This is a genomic window from Streptomyces sp. NPDC088254, assembly GCF_044740925.1.
Taxonomy (GTDB): Bacteria; Actinomycetota; Actinomycetes; order Streptomycetales; family Streptomycetaceae; genus Streptomyces.
The window spans coordinates 311152-323301 of record NZ_JBIURQ010000005.1; the positions used below are offsets into that span (position 1 = coordinate 311152).

The window sequence follows — 12150 nt, forward strand, 5'->3', positions numbered from 1 at the left end:
CCGCAGAGGTGCGGCCACCGTTGATCATCATGAGTTGTGTGGACTAGTACTGCAACGGTGTTTGCCGTGACTGATGGCCAGGTCGGTCGTTGGTGTGGTTGTGGTGGGGACCTTGCTGATGTCAGGTTGTGGTCGGATGAGCTCGAGGCGGCGCATGAGCGGTTCGTGCACCGGTGCAACCGGGAGGACGCCCGCCTCCACGTGTTGCGCCTTCTCGCCTGACATCCTGACGGAACGCAACCTATGTCTCGCCCCGTCCATCCCAGCCAGCCGGTAAACGGACAAACAAGGCGAGTGGAAAGCAGGTCACCGTGCTGAGCATCAGCAGCGTGGAATCCGATCAGATCACGTAGCCCCGCGCCGCGGCACCGTGGTGCAGCGGCGAGCAGGTGCCGGCGCCAGCGCGGACGGCGACACCACTTCGGCGCCCGTGAGCTCGCCTCTGCGTGCCTCCTGTGCGAGCCCGATCCGCCGAATGGTCGTGCGCGCCGGTGTCGTTGTCGCTCGTTCAGGTCCATCGGGCATGTCAGATGCTTTCGCCCGCCCTTCCCGCTGCTTAGCGTCGCAGACGGCGGGCTGGTGGGCCAGGACCCGATCGGGTTCCGCGAGACGCCGGGATTCTCAACACCTGAGCACACCCCGGTGTGCAGGCGGGAGGTCTTCATGTCGGATATCGCAGTGCTGCGGGTGCCTCCACGGGCAACCGCCCGGAGAAGGGAAAAACGCCGGAGGCGTTCGTGGTGGCTGCACGTGAGGTCCTGGGTGGCGGGGGCGGCCGTGGTGGCGGGGCTGGCCGCTCCGCTTTCCATGGCCGCTCCGGCGGCGGCGCAGTCGGGAACCTTCGTCTTCGTGGCCAACCAGGGTTCCGACACCGTGTCGGTGATCGACACCAGTACCAACACGGTCGTCGGCACCATCAACGTAGGCGACGGGCCGAACGGTGTGGCGATCTCCCCGGACCGCACCCGTGCCTACGTCAGCAACCTGCTGGCCGGCACGGTGTCGGTGATCAACACCTTCACCCGCGCGGTCGTCGCCACCATCGACGTCGACGACGCGCCCAACGGGTTGGCGGTCACCCCGGACGGCTCCCGCGTCTACGTCGCCAACGAGAGCTCGGGCACCGTGTCGGTGATCGACACCACCACCAACACCGTCACCGCCACCATCACGGTCGGGGGCAGCCCCGTCGACGTGGCGTTCAGCCTGAACGGGAACTCCGCGTACGTGAGCAATGCCGGTTCAGGCAATGTCGCGGTGATCAACACCGCCTCCAACACGGTCACCACCACCATCCCGGTCGGCACCACCCCGATCGGTCTGGCGGTGTCACCGGACGGCACCAAGCTCTACGTCGCCGTGCAGGACTCGGACCTGGTGGCGGTGATCGACACCGGTACCAACACGGTGACCAACAACATCCCCATTCCCACGGTCGACCCCCGCGACGTGGCGTTCACCCCGAACGGCGCCAAGGCCTACGTTCCCGACCTGGGGAACCCGGGCAACGTGTCGGTGATCAACACCGCCACCGAAACCGTCACCACCACCATTTCCGTCAACAACAACCCCGTCGGTGTGGCGGTCACCCCGGACGGCGCGTTCGCCTACGTCACCAACTTCCTGTCGGGCAACGTGTCGGTGATCAACACCACGAGCGACACCGTGACCACCACGGTCGGCGTGGGCGGCAACCCGTTCGGTGTCGCAGCCGCTGAGGTTCCCGCCTCGTCGACGGCCCAGTGCCCGCCGGGCAGCGTTCTCACCGGCGGCGGTCACGAGATCAGCGGCCCCCCGCCGAGCGACTTCACGAGCAAGCCGGTCGGCGACTCGTGGCAGGTGTCCCTCGTGAACGAGAGCGATGAGGACATCACCTTCACCCCGTACGCGGTGTGCGCGGACAACACACCGTAGGCCGCGGGCCGTGCCACGGCGGGAGACCGCATGCTCGATGGCATCCGAGCCCGAACGATCAGGAGAGAAAGAACGTGACTTCTGAGAGCACATCAACGTCGCGGTCTCCGCTGGGACCGCGACCCCGGCGGGGGGGTGGGTGGCAGGTCGGCAGCGCCGTCGCGGCGCTGGCCCTCGCCCTCGTCGGCTTCACCGCTGCGCAGGCCGACGCCGTGCCGGGCGGTGAGGATGGCCGCGCTGCCACGACGGCGCCCCCCAAGGGCACCGGGGGCCCGTGCAAGCCCCGGCCTGGTGACCCCGGCAGGTGCAAGCCGGGTCACGGGAAGCCATGCCCTCCCGGACCTCCTGGACCGCCCGGACCTCCTGGACCGCCCGGACCTCCCGGCCCCTCCGGACCGCCCGGATCTCCCGGCTCCTCCGGACCTCCCGGACCTGCTGGCCCCTCCGGACCTCCCGGACCTCCTGGTCCCTCCGGACCCTCCGGACCTCCCGGACCCTCCGGATCTCCCGGACCCTCCGGACCTCCTGGTCCCTCCGGACCTCCTGGTCCCTCCGGACCCTCCGGACCCTCCGGACCCCCTGGTCCGCCCGGACCCTCAGGACCCCCTGGTCCGACGGACACGCTCATTGTCAGGGGGCCCACGGTGACGGTCCCCCCGGCCGGGGGGCCAGTTTCCTGACCCACCGTGACATGTGACGGGGCTCCCGCACCGGCCCACAGGCGCACCTGCGTACCTGGCCCGGAGCGGGAGCCCCTTCGCCTACGGGACCCGCCCCAGTTCGCCGCGGTCATCGCTCCCATGAGCAGGACCGCGCGGCGTCGGCTCAGCCCGCGGCCCAGGCCCGCCATCACGCGGTTGAGCCGGCCGGAGACGACGCTGGATAGAGCCAGGGGTCTGCCGCGGCCGTCGCAAGCGAGGTGGAGCTCGGTGGTCAGGCCTCCGCGGGATCGACCGAGGGCCTGATCGTCCGGTGCGTGCCTCCCCCTTCGGCCGGTAGCGGCGGCATGCTGGTGAGCTCTCAGGATGGTGGAGTCGATCTGGACGAGCCAGTCGATGTCGCCGGCCTCATCGGCTTGAGCCTGGATCTGCTGAAGGGCCTGGGCGAAGAAACCGCTCAGCGCGTAGCGGCGGAAGCGGGCGTACACCGTTTGGACCGCCAGCCCTTGCTGAAGCCATGAGCGGCGTCCGCCGTCACCCACCCGAACGGAATCTGGTCGGCGATTGCCCGGGGGACCACCGTCTTGGCCGTGGGCGCCTTCGTCTTGAAGGCGACGCTGTCGTCGATGCCGGCCCGGCGGCAGCGTTCCCGGTCGTCCGCTCATGCACTGCCTCGAGTTCATCGGACCACAACCTGACATCAGCAAGGTCCCCACCCATGACCACATCAACGACCGAGCTGGTCAGCAGTCACGGCAAGCACCGTTGCAGTACTAGGGTCTGCTGCGAAAAGTGGATCTTGGTCGTCGATGATCAGGCTCCATGGGGCGTGGTGATCTGACGAATGGCCAGTGGGCCCAGCCGGAGCTGTTGTTGCCACGGGGCATCAAGCCGGGCCGTCCGTCAGTATTGACTCGACGGCAGCTGATGGACGGCATACAGTGGCGGACCCGGGCCGGTGCAAGGAGGAGTGGCTGTGACCAGCACTTTCCCAAGAGGCCCTAACCGGCACGCCCGGGCGAGTGCCCCGGCATCTGCCCCGCGCCCTGGGTCAGGCATTCGATCAGGTAGTCGCCCGTGTCCTCATCGTTGGTCACGCCGTGTGTCTCGCTGCGGAAGCCGGGGAAGCGGCGGTCGAAGGACTCCAGGGCAGTGAGATAGCGCAGCAGCGGGCCGTCGGGGGCGCCGATGGACTCGCCCGGCATCAGGACCGGGATTCCAGGCGGGGTGACCGTCACCATGGCGGCCGCCACCCGGCCCGCCGCCTCCGAGATCCGGACCCGCTCGGTGTCACCCCGCACCAGCCGCTGGTAACAGTGCTGAGGTGGCGCCACGGGCTGCGGGAGCTGCTGGAAAGCCGTGTCCAAAAGTTCCACCAAGCGCACCGAGCGCAGTTGCTCGTGCATCTCCTGGCACAGCCCGCGCAGGGTCAGGCCCGCGTACCGGCGGGGGTGCGCGGCGACGGCCTCCGGCAGGACCCGCTCCAGTGGGGCGTCGGCGTCGTAGAGGGCCTTGAAATCCGTCAGGGCGTCCAGCAGGGTGCCCCACTTGCCCTTGGTGATGCCCATGGAGAACAGGATCAGCGTGGTGTAACTGTCGGTCTTCTCCACCACAATCTTTCGGGTGGCCAGATAGGCGGTCAGCACCCGGGCCGGGATGCCCTCATCGGCCATCTCGCCGGTGGCGCTGATCCCCGGACAGGTCAGCGTGACCTTGACGGGGTCCAACATGCAGTGGCCCTCGGTCAGCCCGGGGAAACCGTGCCAGTCGGCGCCGGGCTCCAGCAGCCAGCAGGACTGCTCGGTGCGCAGCAGCTCCGGCGGGGCTTCCTCGAACGGCAGCCGGTCGCCGGTCGCCGGGTCGGTGACCGTGTCCGGCTGCCACACCCCGAAGAACCACGGCGGCCGGTCCCCGGCGCTCTCGATTCGCCGTCGCAGGCCCACCATCTCCTGACGGAAGCGGATCGCCTCGGTCACCGCCTCGTCGATCAGCCACTCGCCCTGCGGGCCGTCCATCATCGCCGTCGCCACGTCGAGCGAGGCAATCATCGGGTAGAGGGGCGAGGTGGTGCCGTGCATCATCAGCGCCTCGTTGAACCGGTCATGCTCCACCGGTGCCCGCGGTGCGGGTCGCACGTGGACCATCGCACTCTGCGACAGCGCCGCCAGCAGCTTGTGCGTGGACTGGGTGGCGAACACGGTCGGGCGGTCCGGGCCGGGGAAAACCTCCTCGTCCACCGACATGCCGTAACGGCCGGCGTAGAGCGGATGGAAACGGGCGTACGCGAACCACGCCTCGTCGAAGTGCACCCGGGGCGTACTGGCGGCGAACGCGCGAGCTGTGGCTACGGCGTCGTAACTCAGGCCGTCATAAGTGGAGTTGGTGAACACCGCGTACTGCGGGTGCGGAGACACCGCGCTCTCGGTGAGCGGATGCGCAGCGATCCGGGCCGCCACCGCGGCCGCGGCGATCTCGGCCGGGGGCAGCGGCCCCGCCAGGCCGTAGCCGTTGCGGGTGGGGACCAGGTAGACCGGCCGGGCGCCCGAGACGACCAGGCCGTGCAGCACGGACTTGTGGCAGTTGCGGTCCACCAGCGCGATCTCGTCGCGGGTGACGCTGAAATGGCCGACCAGGCGGTTGCATGTGGAGTCGCCGTGCAGCACGAAGTAGGTGAGGTCGGAGCCGAACACACGGGCGGCGTTGCGCTCCGCCTCGCCGATCGGGCCGGTGTGCTCGAACAGCGAGCCCAGTTCCTCGACCGAGATCGACAGGTCGCTGCGCAGCAGCCGCTCTCCGAAGTAGTCGTGGAAGGCGCGTCCCGCCGGCGACTTGAGGAAGGCGACACCGCCGGAGTGGGCCGGGGTGTGCCAGGAGTATTCGTGGGCGTCGTCGAAGCGGCGCAGTGCCCGGAAGAACGGCGGCAGCACGGATTCCCGGTAGGCACGGGCGGCGGTTGTGATGCGGCCCGCGATGAAGCCCGGGGTGTCCTCCAGCGGCCAGATGTAGCCCACGACAGACTCGGACACCCACAGCGGCAGGTCCCCCAGGCCCTCGTCGGCCATCACCAAGAAGACCGGCAGGTCCCGGAATCGGCGGCCGATCCGGCGCAGCACGGCGCCGCCGCCCGGGCTCCCGTCGAGTGTGCCTCCTGGCGCGGCGAGCGCGGCGCCGGGCCCGTCACCGGCGGCCCTGGGAAGGTCCCAGGCCACCAGCGCCGCCGCCAGACCAGCCTCGGTACGCAGTACCGCGTCCGCGTCCTCCGCCGTTACCGCCCACCGGACTTCGAAGCCGCCCGCCTCGATCGCGTCCTGGATCTTCCGTAACTGCTGGGGCCCGGCGCCCTCGCCCCGAGGGTGTTCCGGTACCGCCACCAGGATCCTGCTGTCGGCCATGCGCTCTCCCGCCCTCCACGGCGGCGCCTTGGCCGCCCCGGCCAGTGTCCTGGCGGCGCACCGGGCAGAACGGCGGCCGGGACGGCAAACCACCGCTATGGCGGAAACCCGCCGTCCTGACGTTGACTTTCGCTCATCAGGAACGGGTGGCGCCGACGCAGCTCCGCCAGATTGCGGTGCAGGGCGCGTGCCGCCTGGCTGCTGCCGCGATCGCTGTGGATCACACATCCCGGCTCCAGGTTCCCCCGTCCATGGGCCATGTCCAGGGCGTCGACGACGAGGTCGGCTCGGTGGTGATCGGCCATGGCATAGCCGACGACCTCGCGGGTGGCCAGGTCCAGCCGGCAGGCGAGGTAGAGCCAGCCCTCGGCGTTGGGCAGGCAGGTGATGTCGCCGACCAGCTTGATCCCGGGGCGCTCGGCGTGGAAGTCACGGCCGATCAGGTCCGGGGCCGGCTTCGCCTTCGCATCCGGCCGGGTCAGCGAGCAGCGCTTGCGCCGTGTGACGCCGCGGATGCCGCGCTCGCGCATCACGCGGGCGACGCGCTTGCGGTTCACCCGCTGCCCCAGGCGTCGCAGTTCGGCGTGGATGCGCGGGACACCGTAAGTGTGGCGGGAGGCGATGCCAGCCAGCACCGTGATCGCATGCGCGAGCGCGTCGTCCGCGGCTTCCCGGGCGCGGCGGGCGGCCTCGCCGTCACACCACGCGTAGTAGGACGAGCGGCGACCTTCAGCACCCGGCACAGCAGAACTGGTGCTACTTCCTCCGGAACCTCAGGTCCCAGTCTCCAGGTGTCCGCGATCAAGGGGAAGCTTCACTCCCGCCATGACCCCGCTCTCCGTGCATCCGCGCTATGAAGCCAGAGCGGAGACGGGCATGGCGATCGAAGGTCCGCCCATCGACTCCACCCGGACAGGAGAGGTGTGGGACGCGTCGTCTGCGGTGGACGAGGAGGCGCTCGTGCCGTCAGTGTGCCCTCACCCACTGACAATGCCCGCGCCGCTCAATGGCGCCCAGCACAGGGAACAGCCCGGCACCTACCGCAACCAGCGGTCACGGGGCAGCCTTCAGTAACAACACACCAGTTCAGCCGCCTCCCCGAAACCCTCCTCCGAGCGTCACGTACAGGTGGGGCGCCGGGAAGCATGCACAGCGGCGAAATGGGCGGGAAGAAAATTTGACGTGCGTTCTGGTGTCGCACCCGCCGTATGCCGTGACCCTTTCATCGGCTGAGCGCGCAGAGCCGGCACGAGACGCTCTGCCGAGCGCTCGTGCTGTGCGCGATAACCCCCCCGCGACCCCGTTCACCGCCGATCCTATGTAATCGAACTGAAAGATGGTTTCGAAACTAGCAGCACTCTCTCGGCGGTCACGGGTGAAAGTCTTGAGCCAGCCACATGTTACGCGCCGGTACGACCTCAGGTGATCCACTCTGCGGTGTTCGACGGCCTCGCTGAAGGTGGCTGAAGTGGACATATGGCTCGGAGTGTGATCACGAGGAGTATGGAAGCGGGATGGCGGAAGGTGGCTGGAAATTCAACCGTGGACACAACGAGCTGCGACCTGATAGGAATCAAACGCGGCACGAACATTCCGTATTTCTCGCGCTGATGCCGGTCGGCAGACCCGGTGGTATTCGAGGCGGAATGCCAGCATCCAGGCCCATGCGCAGGACGGGGGATGAGAAGTGAGCGACCCTTTCCAGTTCGATGACGCCCAGTATCTGGACGTAGTCAACAATGAGAAGCAGTACCCTCTGCGGCCGGTATTCGCAGATGCGCCGGCGGGCTGGAACGTCGTTTTTCGGTCCTTCGGATCGGCAGAGCTGTCTTGACCACATCACCGCCACCTGGACCGACATGAGGCCGGCGAGTCTGGTGTCGGCCATGGGCGGGCCCGACGCCTGACAGTGGCCGCCGCGTAACGGCAACAACGGGGGATTCAGTTGAGTCAGGGCGCAGAACACGCAGTACCCGCACGTCCGCCGGGGGGCGGGCGGCGGGGCACGGGGTTGCCTCCGGGGCATCACGGCGAACTCCTCCAGGGCGTCTTCACCATGTCCGGCGGCAGGCTCTGCCGATGGCTGACCACGCTCCCGTACCGGCTGTTCACCTCGGAGGCGACAGTCGGACTCGACGAGCGCGCGGCCGATCCGACGGTCACCTCGGACGGGAAGACCAAGGCACACCGCGCTGCGCTGATGACCGCCTCCGACCTGGGGATTCCTCCGCTCCGAGGGGTACTCCCCGTGGAGAGCAACATCAAGGTGAGCCTCGGCTTCGGGTCCTCGACCAGCGATGTCGCGACGTCCGTCCGGGCCGCGCGCTACGCCTTCGGCGGGGAACCTGGCCACGCGAGGGTGGCCCGGCTGGCGGTTCAGGCCAAGTCCGAGGCGATCCCCTCATGTACGACGAGATGGTGCTCTTCGTTCCATCGCGAGGGCCGGCTCATCGAGTCCTTGCGTGCCGCGCTTCCGCCCGCCGCCGTGACGGGCTTCCCGCTCGGCCTCGGCCCGGTTGGCTCGCTCTCCTTGCTACCCGACCGCCACAACCCCGATGAGCTGTGCCGTTTCGACGACCTGCGGCGTCCAGCCGGGTCTGGCGGCGCTGACCAGCGACCTGGCAGCCGTCGGCGGTGTTGCCACCGAAAGCGCCCGCATCAATCAGCGATTGCTCCCGGTGCCGCGCTTCGACGACTTCGTGGGCGTGGTCCAGAGCGCGGGCACCGCCGGACTGCAGATCGCGCACAACGGCCGTATCGGAACTGCCCTCTTCGACGCTGCCGCTCCGGACCACTCACAAGCCGTCGCCCGTGCCGAGAGGAGCTGAGCGCGAGCCGCATCGATGACTGCCGGCATTGCGCGGAACAACCAGAATCGGTTCGCCCGCTCATCGGCAGGACCGACTGACGGAGAGCTCGCTCTCATCCCGCGCCGACCGGCGCGTCCCACCGTCTTGGAGAAACTCCATGGTCGAGCGTGATTCAGCCGTGCCCGGAATATTACTGATCGGCCCCTTGCCCACTGCTTTCCGGCTCGAGGAGTCGGTCAGGATCAAGTGGGCAACGGCGCCGAACGGAACCGGAATGTGGGCTGTGAACGACTACCGGCTCGGACGCGAAGTGCCTGCCGACACGAGGTTCAGCAGCGTGGGATTCCAGCCGTGCATGCGGACAACGGCGGCTGAATGTCTGGAAAGGCTCTCGGAACAGGGATCGCCGGTCGACTTCGTCGCCACGGTGGCCCAGCCGCTCCCGCTCGAAGTGCTGTGCCACATCCTGGGAGTGCCGACCGCGGCCCGCGAACTGTTCGGCTCCTGGGCGGCCGTCCTCTTCGACCTCACCGGGGACGAGGAGGCGAACCGAGCACAGACCTTCGGCCTGCCCCGGTACATGAGCGGACCGGTCGCACTGAAGCGGAAGAACCCCGGGGAGGACCTGCTCAGTTCACCGGTGCAGGTGAAGGACCACGGAGAGGGCCTGACCAACCGCGAACTCATCACGCCCTGCCTGTCCCTGCCCATGGCCGCCTGCAGACGACCATCGGCCGGCTCACCACCTGCGCGCTCAGCCTGCTCCACGACCTGTCCCTCGCAGCCGTTCTGCGGACAGATTCGGACCTCACCCCTCGTTGGTCGCGGAGCTCATCCGCATCAGTCCTTCGGTGTTCGCCGACTTCGCCCGCGTGACGACCGAACCCGTCGAGATCGACGGGCCGACCATCGAGCCCGGCCAGTCGGTCGTCGTCATCTTCGGTGCCCACCGCACCTCGGCACCGGCCGACGAGGGCCAGGGCCGTCGTACCGGTCATATCACCTTCGGACACGGAGTGCACCGCTGCCTCAGGGCTCCCCTGGCACGCCTTCAGAAGGTCACGGTGATCCAGTCGCTCGTGGAACGGGTCCCGCGCCTCGGCCTCGTCGAAGCCCCGACAGCTTCAACTGGAAGACCGACATGGCGACTCGGGGTCTCACCGAGCTGCTCGTCCGCTGATGACGGTCCACCCTTCCTCGTCGAGGAGATCACACGTGTCCGTGTCCACGCCCGCCGGACGGAAGCCGTATCTCGGTCGGCGCCGGATGCCGCCCGTCGTCCCGCCTCGTCGGCAACGAAGCGACTCGGTGCCAGCGGCCCCTGGCCAGAACGCCCTGCGGGCGTCCGCAGTCGCCGGTACGCCAGTCCGACGAGTCCGTGGTGGACATGGCCGCGTCGGCCGCCGGCAAAGCGCCGGCCGTCGCCCGGCACGACCTCCTCGTGCTCGTCACCTGCTCGCTGCCCTCTCCCATGCCGAACGGTGCGGCCGGCGTCGCACCCAGGTTGGGGCATCCGGCCATGACGGGCTCGTCGTGAACTTTGCTTGCGCCGGCTTCTGTTACGCCCTCGGCGTTACCAGCGGTCTCATACGGGCCAGGACGAGCCGCCACGGCGCGGAGAAGATGACCGACGGCGAGGGGGGCGGCGGTCGTCGTCGCGGCCGACCTTGTGGAGCTCCACCCCGTGGTGTGGGGAAGCGACGGCGACCGGACCGGCCTCGTCACCGATCCCGACCGGCAGACCAGCGTCACCATGCAGGGGCAGGCCGTCCACCGCTCGGTGACGATCAGCTTGTCGCCCGTCACGCCGGCGTCTCGCCGGACCTGAAGGGCTTCACCACCCACCAGGCGAACCTGCGCATGATCGAGCACCCCGCCGCCGCCCTCGTGGCCCCGGCGCGGCCGTCGGCCGGGACATCGCCGAGCGCGGCAACACCTCCGCCGCCTCCGTGCCGCTGGCGCTTTCCCGGCTCATCGGCACCGGCCGGATCCGGACCGGGGGCCCGGTTCCGCTGCAGGGCTTCGGCGCCGGCCTCGGCTACGCCGCTCAGGTCGTCAAAAGCCGCTGACCGAAGACGCAACCATCCCGCCACCACCCTCTCATCGACCAGGAGGACACTCACTTGACCGGACAGACACGCGCAGCGCGGTCCATGCTCTCGCGGGGGCTCGCCATCCTGAACTGTTTCCGTCCCGGGGAGTCGGAGCTGGCCCTGTCCGAACTCGCGCGCCGTGCCGACCTGCCCAAGCCGACCGCCCACCGCCTGATCGCCGAACTCGTCGACGCGGGCATGCTGGAACGCGGGGACAGGGGCCTGCGCCTCGGGCTCAGTCTGTTCACGCTGGGCACGCGCGTGCCCCGTCAACGCATGCTGAGCGAACTGGCGCATCCGCACCTGAAGAGGATGCACGACCGCACCCGGCAGAGCGTGTTCCTGTTCCTCCCGAACGGCCTCGACCCGGTCCTGGCGGACGGGGTGCGCGGCGGCCGGGGGGCCGACCCAGCCGTCGGCTCCCCGGCGGAGAGCGAGGCGGCGGCGTGCGCAGCGGCGAAGGTCCTGCGAGTCCACCACCCCCGGCTCGCGCCCGCCGGGACGGGCCCGGCCGAGCGGCGCGGACCTCGCCGAGCCGCTCGCGAACCGTCGCCCGAAGAACTGGCCAGGGTTGCGGAGCAGGGCTTCGCGATCGGCCAGTGCGGATCGGAGGCCGGGGCGATCGCCGTGCCTGTGCTGGACGCCTCGGGTGCCCTGATCGCCGTGCTCGCCACCGCGGGGGTGCCCGTGCGGACGCACCCGGTCCGCACGGCCGCGCACCTGCGGGCCGCCGGGGCGGGGCTCTCACGGGCCGTTCACAGCGCCTCCGGTCTGGTTCCCGTGGCGTGAGGAGCCGGTCCATGCAGCGCTTCCTCGCGTCCGTCATCGGGCACCGGACGCACCGCGGGCGGCCGGCACCCTGCGACATCGCCCGGGACACCCATGTGCTGGTCAAGCCGGACGGCGTCAGCCGCGGCCTGGCCCCGGAGGTGGTCCGGGCGCTGCGGCAAGCGGGACTGACCGTCGAACCTGTCGGCCACCTCCGGCTGACCCCGGCCCAGGCGACGCGCTGGTACCCGGAGAAGCTGAACGAGCCGGACGGCCCGCTCACGCTCGCCTACCTCTGTGAGGGGCCCATGCTGCTGCTGGCCGTCGTGGGGGACGACGCGCTGCGCCGAACTCGCCGCGTCAAGCAGGACGTACGCCGCCGGTTCGGCACAGACGATCGGCGCAATGTCGCCCATTGTCCGGAGACACGCGGCGAACGGAACCACGAGCGGTCTGTGTTCGGTCCCCTCGTACGACCCTGCTGACAGTGTGGGGCGGCCCTCCCGGCCGCCCC

General features: G+C 69.4%; 11 protein-coding genes and 2 pseudogenes. 9 read left to right on the forward strand and 4 right to left on the reverse strand.

Annotation, left to right across the window (positions count from 1 at the left end):
• Positions 1–750 precede the first annotated feature (750 nt).
• Complete coding sequence (locus tag ACIOC0_RS17140) at positions 751–1914, forward strand: beta-propeller fold lactonase family protein (RefSeq protein ID WP_402155786.1); 1164 nt, start codon at positions 751–753, stop codon at positions 1912–1914.
• A 1006-nt stretch (positions 1915–2920) separates the two neighbouring features.
• Complete coding sequence (locus ACIOC0_RS17145; RefSeq protein ID WP_402155787.1) at positions 2921–3094, forward strand: hypothetical protein; 174 nt, start codon at positions 2921–2923, stop codon at positions 3092–3094.
• Here the strand turns inward: ACIOC0_RS17145 and ACIOC0_RS17150 are convergent.
• The 3 genes and pseudogenes from ACIOC0_RS17150 to ACIOC0_RS17160 form a co-directional block, all read right to left on the reverse strand.
• A pseudogene (locus ACIOC0_RS17150) lies at positions 3070–3231 on the reverse strand (transposase); the annotation flags it as partial. The gene ACIOC0_RS17145 and the pseudogene ACIOC0_RS17150 sit on opposite strands and share 25 nt — an antisense overlap.
• Positions 3232–3574: 343 nt before the next feature.
• Entirely contained in the window at positions 3575–5965 is a 2391-nt protein-coding gene (locus tag ACIOC0_RS17155) for an Orn/Lys/Arg decarboxylase N-terminal domain-containing protein (RefSeq protein ID WP_402155788.1), read from the reverse strand.
• A gap of 95 nt (positions 5966–6060) precedes the next feature.
• The gene (locus ACIOC0_RS17160; RefSeq protein ID WP_402155789.1) at positions 6061–6708 is read right to left on the reverse strand and encodes an IS3 family transposase; all 648 of its coding nucleotides are present in this window, start codon (positions 6706–6708) and stop codon (positions 6061–6063) included.
• Positions 6709–7652: 944 nt separating this feature from the next.
• Between ACIOC0_RS17160 and ACIOC0_RS17165 the strand changes: the two genes are divergently transcribed.
• The 3 genes and pseudogenes from ACIOC0_RS17165 to ACIOC0_RS17175 all read left to right on the forward strand — a co-directional run bounded on the left by ACIOC0_RS17165 (position 7653) and on the right by ACIOC0_RS17175 (position 8793).
• The gene (locus ACIOC0_RS17165; RefSeq protein ID WP_402155790.1) at positions 7653–7799 is read left to right on the forward strand and encodes an MbtH family NRPS accessory protein; all 147 of its coding nucleotides are present in this window, start codon (positions 7653–7655) and stop codon (positions 7797–7799) included.
• Positions 7800–8165: 366 nt separating this feature from the next.
• Positions 8166–8345, forward strand: a pseudogene (locus ACIOC0_RS17170) (GHMP kinase); the annotation flags it as partial.
• 175 nt (positions 8346–8520) lie between these two features.
• Entirely contained in the window at positions 8521–8793 is a 273-nt protein-coding gene (locus tag ACIOC0_RS17175) for a hypothetical protein (RefSeq protein ID WP_402155977.1), read from the forward strand.
• 790 nt (positions 8794–9583) lie between these two features.
• Here ACIOC0_RS17175 and ACIOC0_RS17180 read toward each other — a convergent pair.
• A complete protein-coding gene (locus ACIOC0_RS17180) occupies positions 9584–9712 on the reverse strand; it encodes a hypothetical protein (RefSeq protein WP_402155791.1) in 129 nt (42 codons plus the stop codon).
• 747 nt (positions 9713–10459) lie between these two features.
• On the opposite strand from ACIOC0_RS17180, the gene ACIOC0_RS17185 reads away from it, so the two are divergent.
• From ACIOC0_RS17185 to ACIOC0_RS17200, 4 genes are all read left to right on the forward strand, one after another.
• A complete protein-coding gene (locus tag ACIOC0_RS17185) occupies positions 10460–10603 on the forward strand; it encodes a hypothetical protein (RefSeq protein WP_402155792.1) in 144 nt (47 codons plus the stop codon).
• Between the two features lie 121 nt (positions 10604–10724).
• Positions 10725–10844, forward strand: a complete 120-nt coding sequence (locus ACIOC0_RS17190) for a 3-oxoacyl-[acyl-carrier-protein] synthase III C-terminal domain-containing protein (protein WP_402155793.1) — start codon at positions 10725–10727, stop codon at positions 10842–10844.
• Between the two features lie 54 nt (positions 10845–10898).
• Entirely contained in the window at positions 10899–11657 is a 759-nt protein-coding gene (locus tag ACIOC0_RS17195) for an IclR family transcriptional regulator (RefSeq protein ID WP_402155794.1), read from the forward strand.
• An 11-nt stretch (positions 11658–11668) separates the two neighbouring features.
• Entirely contained in the window at positions 11669–12121 is a 453-nt protein-coding gene (locus ACIOC0_RS17200; protein WP_402155795.1) for a nucleoside-diphosphate kinase, read from the forward strand.
• Positions 12122–12150: the final 29 nt, after the last annotated feature.